Annotated in this window: 14 protein-coding genes; all 14 read left to right on the top strand. The window is 41.1% G+C overall.

The features are described 5' to 3' along the window. The first annotated feature begins 7 nt into the window (after positions 1 to 7). The 14 genes from B5G04_RS11260 (at position 8) to B5G04_RS11330 (ending at position 26,288) form a co-directional block, all read left to right on the top strand. Positions 8 to 1,594 carry an ATP-binding protein gene (locus B5G04_RS11260; protein WP_087397363.1) on the top strand — a complete coding sequence of 529 codons (1,587 nt, stop codon included), beginning with the start codon at positions 8 to 10 and terminating at the stop codon, positions 1,592 to 1,594. 616 nt (positions 1,595 to 2,210) lie between these two features. Continuing rightward, the gene (locus B5G04_RS11270) at positions 2,211 to 3,344 is read left to right on the top strand and encodes a TonB-dependent receptor (RefSeq protein WP_158100096.1); all 1,134 of its coding nucleotides are present in this window, start codon (positions 2,211 to 2,213) and stop codon (positions 3,342 to 3,344) included. A 215-nt stretch (positions 3,345 to 3,559) separates the two neighbouring features. Next, positions 3,560 to 5,398 carry a galactosyltransferase-related protein gene (locus B5G04_RS11275; protein WP_087251690.1) on the top strand — a complete coding sequence of 613 codons (1,839 nt, stop codon included), beginning with the start codon at positions 3,560 to 3,562 and terminating at the stop codon, positions 5,396 to 5,398. Positions 5,399 to 5,400: 2 nt separating this feature from the next. Further along, complete coding sequence (locus tag B5G04_RS11280) at positions 5,401 to 6,861, top strand: beta-1,6-N-acetylglucosaminyltransferase (RefSeq protein WP_087251691.1); 1,461 nt, start codon at positions 5,401 to 5,403, stop codon at positions 6,859 to 6,861. Beyond that, positions 6,858 to 7,664, top strand: coding sequence for a DUF3405 domain-containing protein (locus B5G04_RS11285; RefSeq protein WP_087251692.1), 807 nt, complete (start codon positions 6,858 to 6,860; stop codon positions 7,662 to 7,664). Before B5G04_RS11280 ends, B5G04_RS11285 begins: the two co-directional genes overlap by 4 nt. Before the next feature lie 517 nt (positions 7,665 to 8,181). Next, positions 8,182 to 8,388 (top strand): hypothetical protein, encoded by a 207-nt coding sequence (locus tag B5G04_RS11290; protein ID WP_087249514.1) that lies wholly within the window; start codon positions 8,182 to 8,184, stop codon positions 8,386 to 8,388. An 18-nt stretch (positions 8,389 to 8,406) separates the two neighbouring features. Further along, positions 8,407 to 9,699, top strand: coding sequence for a radical SAM protein (locus B5G04_RS11295; RefSeq protein ID WP_087249516.1), 1,293 nt, complete (start codon positions 8,407 to 8,409; stop codon positions 9,697 to 9,699). A 55-nt stretch (positions 9,700 to 9,754) separates the two neighbouring features. Continuing rightward, a complete protein-coding gene (locus B5G04_RS11300) occupies positions 9,755 to 12,625 on the top strand; it encodes a hypothetical protein (protein ID WP_087249517.1) in 2,871 nt (956 codons plus the stop codon). Between the two features lie 15 nt (positions 12,626 to 12,640). Then, positions 12,641 to 14,836 carry a peptidase domain-containing ABC transporter gene (locus B5G04_RS11305; protein ID WP_087249519.1) on the top strand — a complete coding sequence of 732 codons (2,196 nt, stop codon included), beginning with the start codon at positions 12,641 to 12,643 and terminating at the stop codon, positions 14,834 to 14,836. Continuing rightward, the gene (locus B5G04_RS11310; protein WP_087249521.1) at positions 14,829 to 15,023 is read left to right on the top strand and encodes a hypothetical protein; all 195 of its coding nucleotides are present in this window, start codon (positions 14,829 to 14,831) and stop codon (positions 15,021 to 15,023) included. The genes B5G04_RS11305 and B5G04_RS11310 overlap by 8 nt, the downstream gene beginning before the upstream one ends. Beyond that, positions 15,020 to 16,234 (top strand): glycosyltransferase, encoded by a 1,215-nt coding sequence (locus B5G04_RS11315; protein ID WP_087249523.1) that lies wholly within the window; start codon positions 15,020 to 15,022, stop codon positions 16,232 to 16,234. Before B5G04_RS11310 ends, B5G04_RS11315 begins: the two co-directional genes overlap by 4 nt. Positions 16,235 to 16,709: 475 nt before the next feature. Further along, the gene (locus B5G04_RS11320) at positions 16,710 to 20,027 is read left to right on the top strand and encodes a TonB-dependent receptor (protein ID WP_087249525.1); all 3,318 of its coding nucleotides are present in this window, start codon (positions 16,710 to 16,712) and stop codon (positions 20,025 to 20,027) included. Between the two features lie 20 nt (positions 20,028 to 20,047). Next, positions 20,048 to 22,075, top strand: a complete 2,028-nt coding sequence (locus tag B5G04_RS11325) for a RagB/SusD family nutrient uptake outer membrane protein (protein WP_087249527.1) — start codon at positions 20,048 to 20,050, stop codon at positions 22,073 to 22,075. A gap of 184 nt (positions 22,076 to 22,259) precedes the next feature. Further along, positions 22,260 to 26,288 (top strand): hybrid sensor histidine kinase/response regulator transcription factor, encoded by a 4,029-nt coding sequence (locus B5G04_RS11330; RefSeq protein ID WP_087397227.1) that lies wholly within the window; start codon positions 22,260 to 22,262, stop codon positions 26,286 to 26,288. Positions 26,289 to 26,343: the final 55 nt, after the last annotated feature.

Below are 26,343 nucleotides of genomic sequence, written 5' to 3' on the forward strand. Positions count from 1 at the left end.
CGCTATGATGAAATACCCGATAGGCATACAGAGCTTTGAGAAAATGATAACAGAAGGATACTGTTATGTAGACAAAACGGATTTACTCTACCAACTGGTAAAGGAAGGTGTGATTTATTTCCTCAGCCGTCCCCGCAGGTTCGGGAAAAGCCTGCTTGTATCTACTTTGAAAAATTATTTCTTAGGTAAGAAAGAGCTGTTCAAAGGACTTGCCATCGAGAAACTGGAAACGGAATGGAAAGAATATCCCGTATTCCACATCGACTTCAACGGAAGCAACTTCACCGTTCCGGGAACGTTGGAAAAGAAACTGGAAGGATACATTGCCGGTTGGGAAGCCCAATACGGGAAAAGCACTTATCTGACGGATGTGGGAGACTGCTTTGCCTACGTGCTCAAACAGGCTCACAAACAATCGGGTAGACGTTGTGTGGTGTTGATTGACGAATACGACAAGCCTATCCTGGACGTGCTTGATACGGGCATTAAGGGAGAACAGGAGGAAATGTTGCTGGAGGACCGGAACCGGGAAGTGCTGAAAGGATTCTATTCGGTATTCAAGGCTGCGGACGATGACCTGCAGTTCGTCTTGCTCACCGGAGTTACCAAGTTCTCGCAGGTAAGCGTGTTCAGCGGTTTCAACCAGCCTGCCGACATCAGCATGGACAGGCGGTACGAAGCCCTGTGCGGTATCACCCAGGAAGAACTGGAACACTACTTTGCCGGTCCGATAAGTGATATGGCAGACAGGGAAGGCATATCCAAGGAAGAGATGACCGGTCTGCTCAAACGCCAGTACGACGGATACCATTTCAGTGAAAAGATGACCGATGTCTACAATCCTTTCAGCCTGCTCAATGCTTTTGCTTCCGGCTCTATCCGTGATTACTGGTTCCGTAGCGGTACGCCTTCATACCTAATCCGCCTGCTTGCGCATACCGATGAGAACCTGGATGAACTGACCGGAAAATATTACGACCCGCAGGAGTTTGTCGACTACAAGGCAAACGTAGAAAAACCGTTGCCGATGATTTACCAGAGCGGATACCTTACCATTAAGGACTATAAACCACGCCGAGGCACATTCCTGCTCGACTTCCCCAACAATGAAGTGAAGAAAGGATTTGTATCTCTGGTGGCTTCCGACTATTTCAAGCCCCAACGGGAAAATGTAAATAGTTGGATACAAGACCTTATCGATGCGCTGGAGGAAGGTGATACAGACAAGCTGCATAAGCTGTTCACCTCCTTCCTTGCCGACATTCCCTACACCATGCGTCGCAAACAGGACGAGAGGGAAAGGGAGCGTTATTTCCACTATACGTTCTACCTGATATTCCGCCTGGTCAGCGTCTACACGGTCTATACCGAAAAGGAACAGAGCGAAGGACGGGTGGACTGCATCGTAGAGACACCCGATTACGTCTATATTTTCGAATTCAAGTTGGACGGTTCGGCAGATGAGTCATTACGCCAAATCGAAGAAAAAGGCTATGCCCGTCCGTATGCTTCCGACAGGCGGCCTATATATAAAATAGGTGCCAGTTTTTCCTCGCAGACCGGAACCATTGACGACTGGAAGACACAAGGCTAATCTTCCAGCCGGAACTCTGCCATTAACTGTCTTGAATTTATCGCCCAAAGCACACACGAAAACGGATACATCAAGCCAAGAACAACTTTTTGTAGAAATTCAAAATAAAATAAATAGGAAACAGGAATGCAACAGGCTTCGTAGTCCTTTGCTTCCCAGTCCTCGCATAATCCTAATAGGCAAGGACTGCAGTCCTATATCTACTAGGACTGCAGTCCTGACACTGTAAGACAGTAGTCCTATGCTATTGGGACTGGACATGCAGTGTAGCTTTGTAGAAAAGTCAATGTAGCTTTGTAGAAAAGGTTGACTACTTTATACCTTATTCGCAGTATGGGTTGACTCGTATTATTACTATTCATGCACAGGGTTAACCCTGTTTTATTTTCTTTTTTCTCTGCATATAGTATAATCGAGCGACATTCAAAAGCAGAAAAGGAGGTTCGCATAAATGAATCGCTATCTTCACAGAAATGTCACACGTGATAGAAAAATCGGTCACACACCGATAAAAATTCGTCAATTTTAAGCGGCTGCTAAAAAATGAACTGTATTTCTTGTTAGGGATTGCGGTTTTTTGCATACTTTAGACAGTGTTTTTTTAATGTCATACGTTATGAAAACACACAAAATGAAAATGCTGCTTATGCTACTAAGCGTGCTGGTTTCCTGCCTCGACGGAATCGCACAAACCGTTTCCCGCATTTCGGGGACGGTGGTGGAATATAAAGACGATGCCGCACTGCCTGTACCTTCCGCTACCGTTTCCTTGTGGAGGACAGATTCTACCTTGGTAAACAATACGACAAGCGACCTGAAAGGGAAATTCCAATTAAAGGATATAGCCGGAGGCGATTATTTTCTGAAAGTGTCTTGCATCGGTTACGCCCCGGCTTATGTGGCGCTCAAGGGATTGAAAGACAAGCTGGACATGGGCATTATAGAATTGGTTCCGGAAGCTGCCGCATTGGATGAAGTAGCGGTAGAAGCCAATTCCATCGTGCGGAAGATAGACCGCATGGTAGTATATCCTTCGGCTGATGCCGTAAAACATTCGTATGACCCTTATGACCTGATAGCCAACCTGATGATTCCCCGTTTGCATGTCAATCAGTTCAATAAGGCTTTGGAGACGGATGGGGGTTCCGTACAAATCCGTATCAATGGAGTAAAAGCGACCCAAGCCGAATACCTTGCCATTCCTGCAGAAGACATCAAGCGCATTGAGGTGGTAGATAATCCCGGCATGAGGTATGGCGACACGGGTATAGGTATGGTAGTAGACCTGATTGTAAAAAGAAGGGAGATAGGCGGCACAGTGTATGCCAAAATCATGTCGTGCCCTTACCAGCTTCATTTAGACCCCACATTCAGCCTTAAGCTCAATCATAAGAAATCGCAATGGGGGGTCTATTATTCCAGTACATTCCGAGATGCAAAGAAATCTTATTTCGATACCGATGAATCTTTCTATTTAGGAGACAGGGTTATCCATCGCATTAAGGAGGGGCTGTATGCACCCTATAGAAACGCATGGCATAACATCGACCTTACTTATAACCTGTACGATGTGGACAATTATACCCTGAATGTAGCATTCCACAATTCGTTATACAATGTCCCTTATGGTGACAGCCGCAGCCGTATGTACGATGCCGGCAATCCGGACTATATCATCTCGCATACGCAAAGCGACAGCCACAGCTATACGCCTTCGCTGCCCCACCAAAAATCACCAAAAATCACCTGACCTTATCGAATGTTTTTCATTTCAGTTTTTGCTTAGTTAGAATCTTTTTCGTAACTTGCCATCGTTTTTCAGTCATATCAGATAAATACGATGTTATTACTTTTTAGTTTAAAAAGCATTAATGACATAACATCATTATGGTTGTGCACTGATTCTAACATTTATAAAAGCTTATAATATTATTTTCTAATTAAATTAAAACAAACTCTCAGTAAATGCTTATACAAAATCAATTAGCTGATATTATTTACAAAAAATTATCAAACTTAAAATTAGAGTCCCTGCCCTTCGGATTAAAAAATGGCAAAGTAGGATTAGCTTTATTTTTGGCACTCTATTCAGAGTATTTCCATAACTTGCATGCACGCAATTTGGCTGAGAAAATATTAGAATTACTTATTAATGATAAAAAAATATCTTCTGATACTCTTCTTGAGGGGAAATTAGGATTGGCGTGGGCACTACTATATCTTAATCGGAAAGAGATTATAGATAATTGGGCTATTACTTCTAGTGGAATTGTAAACAGCATTTATAAAGAATTTAACATGCGGTATTTTGCTTCACCAATACCCGTTATCAATGACAAATTATTCTCGGTCGGAATCTTCTTACAAATGAAACTTTCAACAGAAGATTCTCTCGAAAATTATTATGTGTGTGAAAAACTCATCAATTTAGTCGATGAATGCGAACGCCTACTTACCCAAAGCATAGATTATGCTTATACACCCGAAGAATTATCTCTTCCTATGTTACATTCTTTGCAGTACTTTTTACAAGAATGTATTCACAAAAAAATCTCCACCTATAAAGCATTGAGTCTATTGACAATAATTGAAAAAAGATATGCTCAACTTATAGATATACCTATACATCATAAAACCATTTTTCATTTTCTTCATAATGAGGGGAAAACGTCACATATACCTTTAATGAATCCTATAGAATCATTTAAATTCATAGGAGAAATAGGCTTTTATAGCTTACTATACGCGAAACCACAACTTTTCCATAATACACTACGCAGTATTGTTTCCCAACACCCCAATTTTATTCAAGCCACTTCTTGTTTAATTACTAATCAAGAGTTGCCATTGACTACGCTTTTAGGTTGGGGATATGGCTTATTACTCAATGAAAAACCTGATAACTGTAGAAAACAGACATTGTTTCAACAAACAAATTTAAAGATTATTACCTTAGGAGAAAACATAATTGAGAAACAAGACTCTTCAAAGGAATCAGGCAAAAAGTGCGAATTGATTGATATGTCATTTTTAACATTTTGCATTCCAGTACGCATTGACTCAACCTATCGATTGCAGAATTTAACAAGCATCTTATCATTCTATTCCCGCTATATTCGAACAAACTATCTTATATTGGAAGCAGACAGCAAACAACACATAAAATCTTTACCACCCATAGATGGATTACATTATATGTTCGTATCTGATACAAATCCCATTTTTCACCGAACGCATTACATCAATCAAATGCTGCGTACTGCCATGACACCTTTTGCAGCAATTTGGGACACTGACGCAATTTCACCTGTCAATCAATTGCAACAAGCTTATGATTACTTATTAAAACATGAAAGCGTCATGGTATATCCTTATGATGGGTGTTTTTGGCAAGTCAATTATGCCTATACAAAGTTATTTCATGAAAAGAAACAGATTGAAATCTTTCAAAGTGATTATATGCCTCGGATCTATATGGCAGGTTATCATTCAGTTGGCGGAGCCTTTTTAGTTAATATAGAGGCTTATTGGTCATGTGGAGGAGAGAATGAACATTTTGCCGGCTGGGGACCAGAAGATGTAGAACGGTATCATAGGTTAGAAATTTTAGGCAAGCGACCCATACGAATTGCAGGTCCACTTTATCATCTGTACCACACGAGAGGAATAAATAGCGGCGACTTTGAACAAAATTTAGCGATGGGCACCAAACGGGAATATATCCGTATATGCGCTATGATGCCAAATGAGTTACGCTCTTATATCCAAACATGGGCATGGACTAATGAAACTAAACATAAATAATTATGAAACACGCTTTGTTGATACTTTGCCATACAGAACCGAAACAAGTAGAACATCTGCTGCGTTTCTTTGACGAAGACTTTGACTGCTATATACATCTTGACCGGAAAGCTAAAATAGAGCCGGGAAAATGGATATGGTTGAAAACGATTAAAAGTAAAGTGCGTTTTTATAGTAAATATAAAATCCGTTGGGGTGGTTTCAGCATCTTAAAAACTGAACTTTTTTTGTTGAACGAAATTGTAAAAAGCGGACAGCAATATGATTATGTACACTTTTTAAGCGGTCAAGATTATCCAATCAAGAATTTAAATCATATTAAAAAATTCTTTGAAGAACACAAAGGAAAAGAATTTATTGAATATGTAGACTTGCCCTACAAGCAATGGGAGCAAGGTACATATAAACGTTTCCAATATTACTATTTAAATGACTGGATAGATTATCAAACACTTTGTGGATGTAAACTGATTGATAACTTAATTTGTTGGCAACACAAATCAGGCATGAAACGAAGGATTCCCGATCAATTTGACAAACTATACGGAGGTTCAAATTGGATGTCACTTACCGGAGAATGTGCTGCTTATATTATTCATAATCAACAACAATATAAATCTTTTTATAATCGCTTGAAATACACTTTTGCTCCAGATGAAGTTTATTTTCACACGCTTATTTTGAACTCATCTTTTGCTGCTTCTGTTAAAAATGACAGTTTGCGATATATATCTTGGGTACAAAATTTTTCTTCACCAACAATATTAACAGAACGGGATTGGTGGAATATCGTTACTACTGATTGCCTGTTTGCCCGAAAGTTTGATTGGCAGATTTCTGCACAACTCATATTCCTTATAAAAAAATATATTCAAACAAAAGATACTGTTTCTATTACAACTCACGGGTACTGGCAAAGCGCGAGTTACGCCGGACACTATTATGACAACGGCTTAGCTAAAGGATTGATAAAGTTGCTGCCTTTCATGAATGTGAAGACTATAGCCGACTTGGGTTGTGGACCAGGTTGGTATGTCGCTTTATTCCGGCGCAACGGATATGATGCAAACGGTTACGATGGCAATCCCAATGTAGAAGAAATGTCAGCACCGCTTTTTGGAAACGGATTCTACTGCCAATGCGTTGACCTTACAGATGAATTGGAGGCAGAAGAGCCTTTTGATTTAATCTTTAGCTTGGAAGTGGGAGAACATATTCCAGCTCAATGGGAAGATATTTATTTAACCAATCTTACACGAAATGCTGTTCGTTATGTTCTATTGAGTTGGGCAATAGAAGGACAAACTGGTGATGGACACGTTAATTGCCGTCCTAATTCATACATCATAAATAAAATGAAAGAACAAGGGTTCGCAGTAAACACCCCAGTCAGTAACTATCTCAGAAAATATGCCGATTCTTGGTGGTTAAAACATACGATAATGCTTTTTGAACGGATATGAAAAAATATGTTTTATTACTTTCAGCTCACTGGATAGACAATTTTCTGATAGAAAAATATTTCCGCCTAAAACAAGCTTTTGCTGATTATGGAGATACATTTATTTTACTAAATTGGGAAAACGAACAAATGCCTTTTTTTGAAAATAAAGACATCGCTTACTTGTCATTTTCAGTAGAAGACCTTAACGGACTGGAATATAATCCACTATGCGAAACACTCGTTCCTGGAAGCAGCCACTTCGCCCTTTTATGGTTTTACCGCCTTCACCCTCATTATGAATATTATTGGAATATCGAATATGATGTAGAATTTACTGGGAACTGGCGATTGCTATTTGACGCATTTTATAATAAGAAAGCTGATTTCATTGCCAGCCACATTGAATATTTCAACGAAAATCCCAATTGGTATTGGTGGAATAGTTATCAAGGAACAACCCTGCATGTCCCTTTGCAAAAACGAATCCGCTCTTTCAATCCTATCTACCGCATATCAAGACAAGCCTTATGTTTTATGCATTCTTTTCAAAAATCCGGCAATTGCGGACACTATGAGCTTTTGCTTCCTACCGCATTACTTTATTCAGGCTTTTCTCTCTTGGATTTTGGAGGAAAAGGTCAATTCACATTAAGAGGATACGAAGAACGGTTTTATTACGTTGACGCTTGTCCTGAAGCACCATTTCATTTAGGGACAATGCGTCATAAACCGAACTTTAAATATGATGCGTTATTAAATATTCAGAACAAATTATTTCATCCTGTCAAACGTGAATCAGACGAATTTTATGATATCCTATAAAATGAATGTCCGCAATTAGCCAATTCGACTGAGTTGAAAATGCAGTAGTACTGCGTTTGCCGATGCAGTATATATTCGTAGGCGGATGCAGTATATATTCAACCGCGAATGCAGTATATATTCAACTGCGGATGCAGTATATATTCATTTTTTGAATATCCGCAAACATCCCAATGGATGGAAAGGAGTTAAAAGGAGTTATGCCCGCTTCGCTCACAGGAGTTAAACGCCAATAGTCCTGCTATGGTTTCCATTAGTAAAAGTATTGGCTTCTAACTCCCTTTAACTCCCTGAAATAACTCCTTATTGTTGAAATGCGGACATTCATATTCATTTTTTAGGGGTATGTATTGGATGAATGCGGACATTCATTTCCTATAATGTCTATTTAGATTCTTTGTATATGTAACCATCTGTTCATAAGCTCAAACTGTTAACAATCAATAAAAGTATACATTTGCAATGACAAGTTATAAATAAAAAACTATTTTTGCAATATAACTTTAACTATATAGCCATGGAAAAGAAAAAATTAAAGAAAATTCAACTGATTGAAGAACCTAAGAGTGAGGAACTTTTACGTGCGGAACTAGAAGAAGCATTAGGAGGATGGAATTGCGGGACTTATGAAGATGGATGGTGGAGTGACACATGCACTTCATTCCATAATGGTATATGTCAGGATGGCAGAAACGTAAATTTTTGTGGCTTATACACTTTTTAACCAACAATCTATCTGCCAATGCCTTTGAAATTATCCAAATACCATTACCTCTTTGAAAAAGAAGGGAATTACTTCCTTTATGCTCCGTTATCCAATAGTTTTGCAGAATTAGACAAGAGCGTATATGAAGTACTTCTCTCCGCCCAAAGAGGTAATGGGTTTCTAATGACTTTAGATGAAGAAATCAGCAATCAATTGCGTAAAATGAAAGTAATTGATGTGGATGACCGGTTAGAAATCAACAAAATCAAATCGAACCGATTATTACAAAGGTATAATCCTCATAAACTACTATTAACCATAAATCCGACTTTAGCCTGCAATTTTGCTTGTCCCTATTGCTTTGAGGCAACACACTCAAACATATTCATGAATGACCAAGTGGAAGACGCCATTCTTACATTTATTCAAACACACAAATCTGTAACCCAACTGCACGTTACATGGTTCGGCGGTGAACCGCTCTTAGCATTCGACAGAATAAAATCACTTTCTCAACGGATTCTGAATTTAGGCATAAAATATAGCGCAGGCATGATTACCAATGGATATTTATTGACGCCAGAAAAAATAAGTTTATTGGAAAAGCTTAAAATCAAATCTATTCAAATAACCATTGATGGAACAGAACAGACCCATAATGCCCGTCGATGCAGGAAAGACGGAGGTCCTACTTATCAAACTATCCTCAAAAACATAGAAGAGGCTCAAAAGCGCTCGCCTCAAACAGCTATCAGCATCCGGGTCAACATTGACCGTACAAATAGCAACGAATTTTTCGATGTCCTTGCTTATTTCCGTACTAAGAATTATCCGAATGTCTCCGTATATCCGGGATTTGTAAACGAAGTCCCTTCGAAAGAAGATAGAAACCATTGCGTATATGACAGCGATGCCATGGCTGCTTTTCTAAAAACAGCCTATCAAGACCACGGTTATTGCAGCCATCTTTTTTATCCTTCCAATTTTACACATACATGTGCCGTCAGAAATCTGAATGCCATTGTTATCGGTCCCTTAGGTGAACTTTACAAATGCTGGAATGATGTGGGTGATTTCAATCGCAGTTATGGCTATATTGACGGACGGATGACCCATGAAACCGTGCTGTATGAATACTTGGTTGAGGCGGATTATTTAAACTCCCCTCAATGCAATGCGTGTACGTTTTTTCCAGTATGCGATGGCGGCTGCCCAAACAGACGGATACAGAATGAGAAAGAAGACCGTCAGCAAGATACATGTTCCTTGTTTAAAGAACACATAGAGGATTTTTTAATGATGCACTATGCAATAAAAGCTCAACAATAGAAATGTTTTTAAGTATTTATTTGCCATGAAGCATGTTGTCGAATATCATTTTCTAATGAAGTGGAAGCTATGCATTTTGTTTTTTCTTCTTCCCTCGTTGGTCTTTGCTAAAGACAATATAACGGTTACAGGGAAAGTATTGGAAAGCCAAGGCTTTCATAATCCTGTTCCTTTTGCTACAATCAGGGTTTTAGAAGTTGCCGACAGCACGATTGTCGCCCTAGCGAGTGCCGACAAATATATATACGATGAATACATTACCGGATCCGACAATCAAAAAAGATATACGGGAGAGTTCAGCATCGATTTGCCGAGGGAAGAAGGGAAATACATTTTTGCCGTCAGCTCCATCGGGTACGAACCTGCCTTCATGAATGTGGATCTGACCCAGCTCGGCAAACGTGAATACCTGTTCCAATTGGGAACAATTTACCTTGCTACGGCTTCCAAACAATTGGATGAAGTGACGGTGAAAGCCTCGAAAGTGAAATTCTATAACAAAGGAGACACCTTGGTATATAATGCCGATGCCTTCAAGTTAGCGGAAGGCAGCATGCTCGATGCACTGATTCAACAAATGCCCGGTGTGGAACTGAAAGATGACGGAGGCATTTACGTGGGCGGCAAATACGTAGACGAACTGCTGCTGAACGGCAGACGGTTCTTTGATAACAACAAGCAACTGATGCTCCAGAACTTAGCCGCTTACACTGTAAAGAACATTGAAGTGTACAACAAACGGGGCATGGCAAGCGAATTGGCTGGAGCGGATTTAGGAGACAGCCAATATGTGATGGACGTGAAGCTGAAAAAGGAATTCATGGCAGGGAGTTCGATAAACATAGAAGGAGGTTATGGAAGTGAAGACCGTTATTTGGGCAGACTTTTCGCCATGATGTTCACACCCAAAGGGCAGTATGCAGCTTATTTCAATATCAATAACCTGAACGATAGCCGCAAACCCGGACAACAAACTTCTTGGACTCCCGAGAAAATGCCTACCGGAGTAAGAAAAACCATATCAGGGGGCTTTGATTACAATGTAAAGACGTTAGACAACCGTTGGGAGCTGAACGGAAACATCAATGGTGAGACAGCCCGCGAAACAGACGGTACAGACGTGGTACGCAACAACTACCTGGTGACAGGCTCTACGTATGATTACCAGTTCAACCGCTCGCGGAACAAATCGTGGTCACTGAACACCAAACACAAAATCTATTATAAAACACCCAAGGGATACGGTATTGCCGCCGAACCGTTCTTCAACTACCGGAACTGGGACAATTACAGCGAAGACATCAACGCCACTTTCAACGAATCGTTTAATAACGTAACAACCGATTTCGTCCGGCACATCTACGATGGAAACAGTAACGGTGCATTAAAAAGCTTGATAAACCGTAACCTGACGTTGAATAGGCAGGACGGGCATGCTTTATCCACAGGAATGAATCTTTGGCAAGGCATCCGGATGCCCGGAACTAATGACTTGCTGGTGGTAAATTTGATAGGGAAATATAATAACCGTCATGACGAGCGTTTCAACCGGTATGAAATCAATTACGGACAAGATGCCGTTCCTGCGCAAACTGTCAACCGGTACTTCAAGAACAATCCCGATTTCAATTCCAACTTAGCGGCGGAAGTCAGCTATTCGCGGACATTGGCAAGAAGCATGGTATTGACCCTTTCGTACCGCTACGACCATCTCTATCAAAAGGCGGCTTCCGACCTCTTCTTATTGGAATCGCTTGAATCGGCAGACGACTTCCTGTTCGGGAAAATGCCCTCCGTATTCGATTACGAAGCTTCCTTGGACCGGAACAACAGCTACCTGCGCCGGGAAACGGACAACAACCACCGGATAACCGTAGGATACAGCTATGCTACGCAAAACCTCCATATCCAATATAATTTGCCTGTCACGCTCAAACAACAACAATTAGATTACGAACGAGGAAGGACGGATACGGCTTTCACCCGCAAATCAGTCGTATTCGATATCGGAGAAGCATTATTCGACTGGCGTAAGGGCAACCACAGGCTTATTTGGTCATGGGGACTGAAAAGCCAAACGCCGGACTTGGTGACGATGGTCAACTTTACGGATGATACAGACCCGCTCTACATCACGAAAGGGAATCCGGACCTGAAGAACGCACTGCAGTTCAACACCCGCCTCCAATACCGATTGACAAACAGGGAAACAAGAAGCCGTATGGCGATAGAAGGACGCTACTCGGTATTGTCCAACGCCTTGTCGCAAGGTTATACATACGACACCCGCACGGGTATCCGCGAAGCAAGCTATTACAATGTGAACGGAAACTGGAGTGCGGGAGGCAGAATCGCCTATGGACAACCCATAGGGGGGGGGCTTATAAGCAACCTGTTTGCTGCCTTGCACACCACCAATGTTGACCTGGTAGGGCAAGACTCTCCCCAGCTAACGCGAAGCAAAATCTACAATTGGAACTTTTCCGATGAGTTCAGGGCGGAATACCGTTTCGGCAAACATCAAATAGGATTGAACGTAACTGCCCAGCACGACCGTTTCACCTCCAACCGGACAGACTTCTCGCAACAGAACACTTGGACGGTACAGTCGGGACTGAATGCCGTATTCGAACTTCCAGCCAACTTCCAATTAGCTACGGATTTTACGGTTTACAACCGGAGAGGGTATACCGACGCACGGCTCAATACCGACAACTTCGTATGGAACGCCCGCCTGACTTACCGTGCCTTGAAAGGCAAGCTGCTGCTGATGTTGGACGGTTATGACATCTTGCACGACTTAAGCAACGTGTCCTATACCATCAATGCACAGGCAAGGACAGAGACCTACCGTACGGTATTGCCCCGTTACGTGATGTTCCATGCGCAATGGCGGTTCAATAGCCAGCCGAAAGGAAAAAAATAAAGGAAAAGACAGGTCATGTTTCAGAAGTTTCATCTTATACGGCAACACGATTCTATGCAATGCGGGGCTGCATGCCTTGCCATGATTTGCTGTTATTATGGAAAAGTGTTGTCGTTGGAAGAAACTGAAGCATTTTGTCCAATAAGCAAACGTGGCGTTTCTTTATTAGGCATTTCCGAGGGAGGGCAAGATTTAGGTTTCCATACCCGTGCGGCACGGTTTACAGTTAACCAGATTTGTGAGATAGGATCTCCTTGTATTTTATATTGGAATCAAAACCATTTCGTTGTTTTATATAAAACGAAACGGAATCGGTTTTATGTCGCAGATCCCGGGAAAGGACTGTTAGTATATAATACTGAAACATTTAAAGAGCACTGGATTTCATCCGTAAAAAATGGCTTTGAACAAGGTATAGCTTTAACATTTCAACCGACTCAAAAATTTGTTAAGACATCCCGAATAAGAAAGGATGAGAACAAAAATCCGTTTAAGGTGATTACAGGATACTTGTCCCGTTACAAAAAGCATTTGGGGTTAATTGTAGCCGGTTTGTTTTTAGGCTGTATATTGCAGCTTCTTATGCCATTCCTTACCCAATGTATTGTTGATGTCGGCATAAAAAACCATAACCTTCATTTTATTTGGCTTGTCTTATTAGGAGAATTAGCTATTGTTATAGGGAAGACGGCAACAGATTTTATACGGCGTTGGTTGTTGACCCACATTTCTATTCGAGTAAATATATCCTTAATCAGCGATTTTTTTATTAAACTATTACGTTTGCCTATGGCCTTTTTTGAGGTGAAGCATATCGGTGACTTAGTACAACGCATGTCTGATAATTCACGCATCCAAACATTTTTAACAGAAAAAGTATTAAGCATTTTATTTACGATTCTCAGTTTCTTGGTATTTGGCTTCGTTCTTTTAGTCTATAATAAATTAATATTCCTCATTTTTATAATCAGTACATCATTTTATGCCGGATGGATTATGCTATTTCTAAAAAGAAGGAAAATGTTAGACATTGCATTATTTGAAAAACAAGTTGAAAAACAGAATAATACGTTTGAATTTCTAAACACTCTACAAGAAACTAAATTACAAGATTGCTGCCAACGCAGATGCTGGCTATGGGAAGATATTCAGACGGAATTATTTGAACTTCAATTAAAATCACTCAAATTACAACAAACGCAAGAAGCAGGAAGTATTTTTCTAAATGAACTGACAAACATTTTTATAACAATTATGTCAGCCAATGCAGTCATAGAAGGGAAGCTATCATTAGGATCGATGTTAGCTATTCAATATATTATCGGTCAGTTAAATTCACCTGTGATTCAATTTATTGGTTTCATCTATTCTTTTCAAGATTTAAAATTATCTTTAGAACGAATAAATGAAATTCAAGAAAAACCTGACGAAGATAATGTTTCTAAAGTAATTTTAGATGGAACCTTTTTCAAACAAGGTATCGTACTTTCTCAATTAAATTTCAAATATGACAAATGTGCCAGCACAAAAACATTAGATAACATAAATGCAATATTTCCAGCTCAAAAGGTTACGGCTATAGTAGGCTTGTCCGGTAGCGGAAAAACGACTTTACTAAAATTAATGTTAGGTTATTATCTGCATTATGAAGGACAAATTTATATAGAAGGAAGCGAGTTAAAAAAAGTGAATTTAAAATACTGGCGCAAACGATGTGGGATTGTAATGCAAGATGGGGTTATATTTTCTGAATCAATAGCTCGCAATATAGCAGTAAACGATGGAGAGATTGATACCCAACAACTGGTGAAGGCTGCCAAAATGGCTTGTATATATGATTTTATTCAATCATTGCCACTAAAATTTGAAACAGTGATAGGACGCAACGGAATTGGTATCAGCCAAGGTCAGAAGCAACGCATATTAATTGCACGTGCCATTTATCGTAATCCTGACTATATTTTTTTAGATGAAGCTACAAATTCTTTGGATACAGTAAATGAACACAAGATAGTAGAGAATCTTAAAACCTTTTTTAAAGACAAGACTGTAGTTATTATAGCCCATCGCTTAAGTACAGTTATGGACGCTGATAACATTCTCGTTATAGGACATGGACGTATTATAGAGTCAGGAACACATGAAAATTTAATAAAAATGCAAGGCCCATATTATTCCTTAGTAAAAAAACAGCTTCAATTAAATGAATAAAATAGAATTAAAAAGCAAGAATACCCGACGGATTATTGGTCCCATTCCCAATAAATTATTTATAAGTGGAGTTATTATTATGCTAATAATTACAATAGCTTTGGCACTTACTTTATTTTATTTGCCAAACCCTTTGAATGAAAATGAGAAAATAATTATGCTTATTATCAAATTTTTGAATTTATGAAAACATTATCAAAGCATTTTATAGCCAATAACAAAAATGGTATTGATGTATATTTATTAGAAGCGCATAACACTTCTTATTCTGGATATGACACATTCCGAAAAGAATTTTTAGACGGAATGAAACAATGGAATTTTCTTAATCTCCATGTTATCGTAGAAGATTCTCCGGAACAACAATTAGTAAAAAAGAAAGAAGAGAATATTACATATATTTATTTTCCTCGAATCAGAGAAAAAAGGTTTTCTATTTTAGAGCATTATATGAAAGAATGTATAAAGCCAACTAACAACATGATATTCATATCCAATTCTTTCCCTGCTATTTTTAACGTAAAAACAATTCGCAAGTTATTCCCCAAAGCTAAAATAATGCACATCGTACATGATTTGCCTTGGCTAACAATCTTCAATGGAAATGAAACTGCTTATATGAATTATATTCAAAGCGATGAAAATGAAATATTATCTCCACAAGAAGACAAATTTGTAAGATATTGTACTTATGATATTATTACTTCTTTCAGAGAAATAGATATGATAATAAGCCTCTGTCAATCAACTTATCAATTAATAACTGACTTTTATGAAATTCCTTCAAAAAAAGTGAGATTAATTGCTAATGGCATGAAAGATTATTCGATGCAATATCAAGAAAAAAAAAGTTATGCTATACGAAAAAAATACGGTTTGCCTAAAACTGAATTGCTCATACTACTTGTAGGTCGCCTAACGTATTCAAAAGGAGCAAATAAAATTGAAAAACTATTAGATCAAATAGCCCCTTCACTCAATTATAAACTAATATATGCTGGTTCGAGCGATATATACCAATGGATTTCTCCAAAGATGACTAAATCTGTTATACCATTAGGGTTTAAAAAACGTTCGGAAATGTTAGAACTTTACTCTATTACTCAATTAGGTTTATTCCCCTCTTATCATGAGCAATGTAGTTACGTTGGCATTGAATTTTTGATGCATGGAATACCTGTTATAGCTACATCTGCTTATGGAGTAAGAGACATGTTCCATCCAGATAACGCCTTTATTGTTTCCAATACTATAAAGCCAATAACTGTAGAAGCTATTAAAAGTAAACGCAATCACGCAAGAAAAACCTATCTAAAGAATTATACAAATATAAATATGTGCAAACAATATGCTTCGCTAATTATAGAATTGACTTCTTTCTCAATGGGTGGAATGTAGTTAAGAAAATTAAAATGTAGAGATATAATCATGAGCCCTTTCTGTAGATATATTTCTGTATCGCTAATGATTTGTCAATAGGGCAGCATAAAAAATGCAATAGTACTCTTACCAAGTAAGTATATATCGCAAACTAATGCAGTATATCTTCGTTTTCTGTGGATATGTATCAAAGATATATATATCGGCTGAATAGTGCATTAATTCGGCATTTACAGTTTTTCCATCAAGAATGCTTAGTTCTTTACTATTTATGCTTAGTTTTTATGCTTATTATTGCTTGTAAGACTTGTATGCAGTTTTTTCAGGTGAGCTTCTAAAAAGCGATATTGATGAATTTCTTTCTTTTTTGACTAATTTTTCTATTTTATTTTTTAAATTAAACTATTATATTTGCACCATTCGATTAAGTAAAAACACTTGATGGGATAAGTATTTATATAATAAATATGTTTAACTTAAATCTGAAAAACAAATGGGAGATTCGTTTATCAACAATCGAAAAGCCTTGTTTGCTTTACTGGTGTGTGCAGGTTTTATTGCTGGTCATCCTTTGACGGCAATGGCTGAACCGGCTGCTGCCGTAAGCCAACAGCAAACGAACGAAGTGAGCGGTATCGTTCGGGATGCAACAGGAGAAGCTGTCATCGGTGCAAGTGTAGTAGAAAAAGGTACAAATAATGGTATCATTACCGATTTGGACGGAAAGTTTACTTTAAAAGTAAAAAGCGGCGCTGTATTGGAAATATCTTTTATAGGATACAAGACACAGACCGTAGAGGCTGTTCCGGGCAAAACACTTCAAATCACGTTGCAGGAAGACTCTGAAACGCTGGAAGAAGTGGTGGTAGTAGGTTACGGTTCGATGCGCAAGAAAGACTTGACCGGTTCGGTGGTGCAAATTAATCCGACCAAGCTTGCCGACCAGAATCCTTCTACCGTGCAGGATGTATTGCGCGGCACGCCGGGTCTGCAAATTGGCTATGATGCTTCTGCCAAGAGCAGCCCAAGTATCCAGTTGCGTGGTCAGAACTCATTGGGAACGAATGCCAGCCCGATGATTGTATTGGACGGCATGCCTTTCTTCGGTGAACTATCGGAAATCAATCCGGATGATATCGGTCAGATTGATGTTCTGAAAGACGCTTCTTCGGCTGCCATCTACGGTGCAAAAGCAGCTGCCGGCGTTATTATCATTACGACTAAAAAAGGTAAAGTAGGCAAGCCGGTTATCAATGTCAGTGCCAATCTTGCCGTAAATAACAAATCGGCTTACCGTGACTATTACGACGCTGCCGGTTACATGAAATACCGTGAGGACTGGTATAAGATGTATTATACCTATGGACAAGGTGAAGACGGACTATACGGTTATTACCAAGCTAAAGACGGAAATGGCAACCTGGCTTATCCGGCAGGATATTTTGATAATCCGATGGGTCTGAGTTCAGCAGACCAAAATGCATGGGCAAGCAATACGGGAACAGCCGGATTCGGATTTTCAGAGGTAGACAATGGTTCTGTTCTGAGCCTGTATGCACGCCGCTTAGGTCTGGATATCGCTCCTTTGGCATATCAGAATTTTTTGGCAGGGAGGGTAACCGACTGGAATGACGCTACGTTCCGCACCGGTTTGAACCAGGATTATAATGCCAGCATTTCGGGGGCTACCGAAAAGGTGAATTATTATATGTCGCTTGGATATATGAAAAATGAAGGTGCCGTACAAGGCAATGACTACAATGCCTACCGTGCCAACATGAAAGTAAACGCCAAGATTACCGATTGGCTGGAAATCGGTGCCAACGTCAATTTCCAAGACCGTTCGGACGGTGATATCCAAGTATCTTTAGGCAGCGATTATTGGGATAGCAACATGCTTCGCAACTCTCCATACGCTTCGATGTATGACGAAGAAGGCGGTTACGAGCAATACCCTATGTCGGGAGTTGCCATGAACGGGGGATACAACTATTACCATTATCGCCAATATTATGATTTGGAAAAAGGCTATACGGTATTGAACACCATCTTCAATGCCAAAGTAACCTTGCCGTTCGGCATTACTTACCAGTTTAATATTTCACCTCGCTACCAATGGTTCTATAACCGTTACTGGATGTCGGCAGACCTGCCCGATGCTTCAGCTTCCAGCCGGGGCGTAGACCGTGAATGGAGTAAAAATTTCGACTGGAACCTGAACAATACCTTGACGTGGGACAAGACGTTCGGTGACCATCATTTCACTTTGACGTTGGTGCAAGAAGCCGAAGATCACAAATATTGGCAAGACCGCATCGAAGCCCGTAACATCACACCGACCGATGCACTTGGTTTCCACTATACTTCAGGTGCCAATAAAGAACAAAGTAATTTTAGTACAAACGACTATCACTACTCGGCAGCTTCCTATTTAGGACGTTTGTTCTATGGATTTAAAGACCGCTATATGATTACCGGATCGTTCCGCCGCGACGGTTTTTCTGGTTTCGGTGAAAATAACAAATGGGGTAATTTCTATTCATTAGGTACCAGCTGGATCTTTACGGAAGAAAAATTCATGGAAGGAACGAAAGAATGGTGGGACATGGGTAAACTCCGTCTTTCTTGGGGTACAAACGGTAACCGTGATTTCAGTGACAATGATCATCCTGAAGGTTGGTATAGGACCTTGGCAAACTTGGCTTTGGCTGGTGGTGAAATGGTGTATTATCAAAATGGTAATTCTGTTATTGTCAATCCGCTTTATATGAGCCGCCTTGCCGCTCCTAATCTGCAATGGGAACAGACTAAAGCATGGAACGTCGGACTTGACCTTTCGTTTTTTGGAGGTCGGCTGACTGCTAACATGGATTACTATTTCAAGAAGACTACAGACATGATTATGAGCCAGCGTCTGCCGAACTTCTCTGGTTTTAGCGACATTATGGCAAACTTGGGTGAAGTGCAGAACCAAGGTTTCGAAATCGCCGTCAATTCGACCAACATCGAGAACGACAAGTTCGTTTGGAACACCTCGGTAGGCTTCTCCATCAACAAGAACAAGATCAACCACATCTATTATACGTATGACGAAAACGGTAACGAACTGGACGATACTTCAAACAAATGGTATATCGGACAACCTGTCGGTACCATCTGGGATTATGAGACTGACGGTGTATGGCAGAATACGCCCGAAGACATTGCCGCAGCTGCTTTGGTTGGTCAGAAGCCTGGTGACCCGAAGGTAATCAACCACTATACGGAAGACGACCAGATAGCGGAAGACGGTACCCGTATCCCGGTGTATAACGATAACGATAAAGTATATCAAGGCACCACCACTCCTCCTATTTACTGGAATTTCCGCAACGACTTTACCTTGTGGAAAGACTTGACTCTCTCTATTTCGTTCTATTCGTACATGGGACACAAGAGTTCGAACGGTTATTGGCTGAATATCGATAACGGTGGTTCGCAAATCATCAATGCATTCAATTTGCCGGAAAAGGAATACTGGACTCCCGAAAATCCGACCAATGACTATTGCCGTTTGGAAGCTACAGGACCTAACACCGGATTGTCTGGAGGAGTAAATAAGGTATATAATCGTAGCTTTGTCCGTTTGGATGACATCACTATCGGTTATACCATTCCGAAGAAATGGACCCGCAAGTTCATGGTAGACCGTATCCGTGTAACGGCAAGCTGTAAGAATGTATGTACAATCAGCGGATGGGAATATGGAGACCCGGAGACGGGTGGGCTGGCTACGCGTACCTTTAACTTTGGTATTAATGTAACACTTTAATCTTTAAATGGAAAACAGTTATGAAAAAAAGAAATTCGATATTTGCAAAGGGATGTATGGTGCTGGCATCTGTCGCCTTGCTGAACACCGGATGCTCTGACGACTTTTTGGCACAAGACCCCTTGTCATTCTACAATCCGGAAAACACCTACACCACCGAAGCCGGCTTGCAAGCCGCTATGGCGATGTGTGACTACAGCTTGAAAGAAATGCTGCTTGACGGCAACGAAAATATGCTCCCTATCGCCTCTACCTATTTTATGAGTGATATCGGCCTGTACGGGAAAACAGACGGAGGAGGCGGTATTATGGATGACGTAGCCAACAAAATCACTCCGACTTCAGGTATGGCAGATGGTGGTGACTCGAATGCCATGCAACGCATTTGGAACCGTACGTGGAACAGTGTGACTTTTGCCAATACCATCATTTCAAATGTAGATAATGTGGAAGGCTTGGATCCGACCCTGCGCGATGAATATTTAGGGCGTGCTTATTTCCATCGTGCGTATGCTTACTATCACGGTGTATTGTTGTTTGGTGACATACCTTTGATTACAAAAGTGATTGAAGTGCCTAAACAAAACTACAAATCGACCAGTAAGGAAGCCATTTTCCAAATGTTGGTACACGACCTGGAGTTTGCCGTAGAGCATGTGCCGCCACAAAGCGAAATCGGCTATGTAGGTACCGTCAATCAGGAAGCCTGCATGCAACTGCTTATCAAGTGTTATCTGGTAGTAGGCGAATACCAAAAAGCAGAACAGATGGCAACCGATTTGATTAGCAACCATGGTTTGCGACTGATGACTCAACCGTTCGGAACCTTTGTTCAATCAGGAAATTCAGATACATGGACAGTAGAACGGAATGTGATTTGGGACTTGCATCGTGGAGAAAATATGCCTATAGCAGAAAATACGGAGACTATTATGCCGATTCTGAATTATAATTCGCAAGGCTTCATTTTGTATGACGTGATGCGTACGACGTGTGTACATTGGAGCAACAGTGCGATTATGGACCCGCATGGTCTGACAGCACCCACCTTCAACTATGCACGTACAGCGGCTGAATATGACAGTAATTTGGATTGGGTACGTGCCATTGGGCGTGGTATTGGTTGTTTCCGTACTTCTTACCATTATAACCAGACCATCTGGAATTATGATGGTGAAACCGACTGGCAAGACTTGCGCCACAACCGCACGACAGGAAACTGGTTAGAAATGACCGACTTGAAATACAATAATCCGAATTCAGCCTATTATGGGAAAAACATGATGTTGTATGCACCGGAAGATTACCGTGACCCTGAAACTAACGAGTTGCTCATCACAAAAGGTCAATTGTTGTGCTTGGACACCATCCGCAGCTGGTATCCGATACCTTTATATAAAGTATATATCCTTGACCAGGCTGCTGAAGAAAGCATGAGTTCGAATGACTTTAGAGGTGCCCGTTTGGGGGGAACTTGTTCGAATGGCAATATGTACCTGTTCCGCTTGGCGGAAACCTACCTGCTTCGTGCCGAAGCCAAGTTCTATCAGGGACGTGCTGCTGAAGCTGCCGAAGACGTTAACGTCATCCGCCGCCGTGCCAACGCACAGAAGATGTTCACTACCGTTACCATTGGTGACATTGCCGATGAACGTGCCCGTGAACTTTATCTGGAAGAATGGCGTCAGCCAGAGCTGACCCGTATCTCGTGGTGCCTTGCCCGCAGCGGACAACCGGATGAATGGGGCGAGACTTACGACCTCAACACTTGGGACAAACAGAGCGGAACTGACCTGAACGGTGGAAGTTATTGGTTTAAACGTTGTACACGCTACAGTTTATTTAATCATGGCCCGATCTTTTCAAGCGTAACGTTGAATTATCAGGTAGATAAGCACAACCTGTTCTGGCCTGTCCCGAACTCGGCTATTACTGCTAATATTTACGCTCCGTTGCGTCAGAATTACGGTTATGATGGTTATGACGATTCGGTTCCGATGTTTACCAACTGGGAAGAGGCGGTTGCCGATGAAGAAACGACAAACTAAACAGTTTCTCAAAATATCAATATCACAACGAGTTTTCAGTAGGTAAAATGTGGGGCAATCACTGGTCTTTTTCAATCGGTTGGTTGTCCCGCATCTTTGTGATAATCATGCGATTCAGGTGTGCTTTTTTATGGATACTCCGCAAACTTGGATAATACACATTTTGTACAGAAATCGGGTTATTATGATAAGACGTATCGTTGCACTTATATTACTGTCTGGGCTAATAGGTTCGTTGTCAGTTTCGGCTCAGCGTGAATTTACATTCAAACGCTTGAATGCTGCCAATGGCATATCGAGCAATTACGTGGTCGATCTGGCGCAAGACAAAGCAGGTAATATCTGGATTGCTTCCGAATCGGGGCTAAGCCGGTTCGATGGAAGCCAGTTTACACAATATAATACTTCCAATTCGGACATAACCAGCAATGAACTGAATGCCATTTACTACAATGCATACGATAATACGCTTTGGGTAGGGACCCAACGCGACGGATTGTGTGTATTTGACTGCCTGCAGCAACGGTTTACGCATTTCTACGATGCCAATGACATGATAACCAATGACGTGACCAATATCGTTCCTGCTACCGATGGAGGATTATGGATTGTACACTATCATTTGGGAGTAGATTATTATGATAATCGGAAACAGTCTTTTACATCTTTTCGCACCAAAGATGTAAAGGGATTGGAAGGCAATTTCTGGTGCGCAGCCGATAATGGGAAAGGTCAGTTGCTGGTAGGACAACATGCAGATGGGTTGAGTGTGATTGACCTGAAAACACGTACTTGTAAAAACTACCGTCACAATCCGGATGACCCGAACAGCCTGCCGGGCAATACGGTGAAATGTATCTATATTGATAAGGGGAAAAACATTTGGGTAGGCACCACGCAAGGGCTTGCCTTGTTTAACATGGAACAGGAACGTTTCATTTCGTTCCGTCACGACGGGAATAATCCGCATTCGCTTATATCCAACCAAATCAATAGCATAGGGGAAGACTTGGACGGGAATATCTGGATTTGTACTCATATGGGGGGTGTCAGCATGCTGAATATGCATGCCAACACCTTTACTTCGCCCGAGAATATGACATTTTGCAACATTGGTGTGACCGGTGACTTGCATGGACTTTCTTCACCCAATGCCAGTTGTTTCCTGCAAGACTGCTTCGGGAATATCTGGATTGGAAATTATCGGGGAGGGCTGGATTTCCTGAGTTATAAGCGTCCCGATTTCCAGATGCTGGCGTTTGATACTTCCCGCGACGGAAAGGCGGTTGGCAAACAGGTCTGGGGAATTGCCTTTGATAATCGTGGCAGGCTTTGGGTTGGAGGCGAAAACGAAGTGGCTATATTTCAGAATCGCAGCCTTTGGAAGGTAATCCCGCTGAAAAAAGGAATCATGCCTTATACGCATGTATCTGTTATTTATAAAGACAGGAGCGGAATGCTGTGGTTCGGCATGTACCGTGACGGAGTGTTGAGGTGTGACCCGAATACAGGTACGGTTACGCGTATACCGATAAATGAGCCTTATGCCGAGATATGTACTTTTTACGAGGATACTGACAAGCTTTGGATAGGCACTCAAAACGGATTGTTCTCGTGCCAGAATGATAAAATCCGGCGGGAGGACCGTATCAACGGGCAGCTTGTTGACCCTATGGTGCATGGCATTTTAAGAGACCGGCAAGGAAAACTTTGGGTAGGTACTTTCGGAAAGGGCTTTTTCATATTTAATGCTGAAAATAAACTGGTAAAGCGGATAGATACCTCCGGCGGACTGACTTCTAATGCCATAAATTATCTTTATCAGGCTTCTGAGGGGGATATATGGGCTGCTACGCGTGGCGGATTGGTACATATTACCGATACAAAGACTTACAGCTTTCAAGTATTCGGTACCTCCCAGGGATTGCCGGACAACAATGTAAGAAGCATCATAGAAGATGATGCAGGACAAATCTGGTTAAGTACGAATAAGGGAATCTCGGTGTGGAAAAACGACAGGGGGCAATTCTGTAACTATACTTACACGCAAGGGGTGCCCCAGGGTGATTTTATGGATGGTGCTGTGGGCAAAGATAAGGATGGAAATCTTTATTTCGGTTCACAGAACGGCATTTGCTATTTCCATCCGTCCTTGATTGAAGACAATGAACAAATCGCTTCTATCAAGATAACGGGCGTACGAAGCTATGGCGACAATGCCCAAAACGAACAAAACGCTACTTTTGAACCCATTGAAGACAATGAAGTGAGAATTCCTTATAACAGCAATACCCTCACTCTGTCGTTTAATGTGATGGACTTTACCCAAAGCCAGCAGGTGGAATATGCTTACCTGATGGAAGGGCTTAACAAAACATGGTTTGAGACACATAGCCAGAACAGTATTACATTCCATAACCTCTTGCCTGGTGAATATGTGTTTAAAGTTAAGGCGCGTCTTCCCAATCAACCTTTTGGAGATGATTTTGCTGCGGTGAAGATTGTGGTAACTCCTCCGTTCTGGCTGACCTGGTATGCCAAGTTATTATATGTTGTTCTTGTGGGGTGTTTCTGTTATTGGCTGATGCGTTCATACAAGCGGAAACTTACTCTTGAAAGCAGGCTCAGCCTGGAGCATCATCAGCATGAAAATGACAAGAAGCTGAATAACGAACGATTGCGGTTTTATACCAACATAACCCATGAGCTGCGTACACCACTTACACTGATTCTCGGGCCGCTGGAAGACTTGCTTGCCGACAAGACGCTTCCGGCTGGAGTTGTCAATAAAATCAGTATTATTCACGATAATGCCAACCGTCTTTTGAATCTTATCAATCAGATTCTGGAATTCCGGAAAACGGAAACAGAGAACCGGAAGTTGAAAGTGGCACAGGATGATTTGGGCAAACTGGTCCAAGAAATAGGCATCAAGTATAAAGAATTGAATCGTAATCCGAATGTCGGCATCAATATCCGGATTACGGCTGACAATACAGTGATTTATTATGATAGTGAGATTATCACAATTATTATAGATAACTTGATGTCGAACGCTTTGAAATATACTCCTAAAGGAGAAATTACTTTGTCACTCGATGCAAGCGAGGAAAACGGTGTGCGCTATACGGAGATTACGGTGGCTGATACCGGGCATGGCATTTCGAAGGAATCACTGAATCATATATTCGAACGTTATTACCAGGGAGAGGGAAAATACCAGGCTTCCGGCTCGGGTATTGGGCTTTCGCTCGTCAAGTCGCTTGCTGATTTACATCAGGCAACTGTCGATGTACAAAGTGAAGTGGATAAAGGAAGCCGGTTTACCCTCAGGCTGTTGACCGAAAACACGTATCCTAATACCAGTCATCGGAGTATCGTGACCCGAAACAGAAACGAACAGACAGAGTTGGCGGATGCACGGAGTGAGACAAAACCCATTATTCTGCTGGTAGAAGACAACCGGGATATCTGTGAATACATCCGCAGTTCGTTTGGTGAGAAATATGAGGTGTTGGTTGCTAACGATGGAAAAGAGGGATGGGATATTGCTTCGAACCGGATACCCAATATCATTGTGTCTGACATTATGATGCCGGTGATGGATGGCATCGAGCTTTGTAAGGCAGTGAAAGAAGATATGCGTACCAGCCATATACCGGTTATTTTGCTGACGGCAAAAGATACGATTCAGGATAAAGAGGAAGGATATGCAGCCGGTGCCGATTCATTTATCACCAAACCGTTTAGCGCCCGTTTGCTCAACAGCCGTATAGACAATATCCTGGATAACCGTAAGAAACTGGCAAAGGTTATCATTGCTGGATTGAAAACAGAAGATGAACCGGAAAATGCTGGAGAACCAGAACAAAAGCTGAGTAATCTGGATAAAGAGTTTCTGCAAAAAGTTACGGCTATCGTGGAAGAACACTTGAATATGGAAAAAATGGATTTGGCTTTCATTGCGGATAAGATGTGTATGAGCCATTCTACTCTTTATCGGAAAATCAAAGGTCTGACCGAAATGTCTGCCAATGAATTTGTCCGCAAAATCAAGATACGGAAAAGCCTGGAACTTATCAGTGATGGAGGATATTCCATCGCTGAAATAGCAGATTTGACCGGATTTAGTAGTGTGGCTTATTTCCGTCAATGCTTCAAGGACGAATATGGAGTGACTCCTACCGAATACTTAAAGCAGGACAAGAGATAAAACCGTTTCAGAAAGCCGGCATTTAGCCATCAATGAGTTAAAAGGGAGTTAGAAA

The sequence above is a fragment of the Bacteroides sp. An51A genome, from assembly GCF_002161565.1.
Classification (GTDB): Bacteria; Bacteroidota; Bacteroidia; order Bacteroidales; family Bacteroidaceae; genus Phocaeicola; species Phocaeicola intestinalis.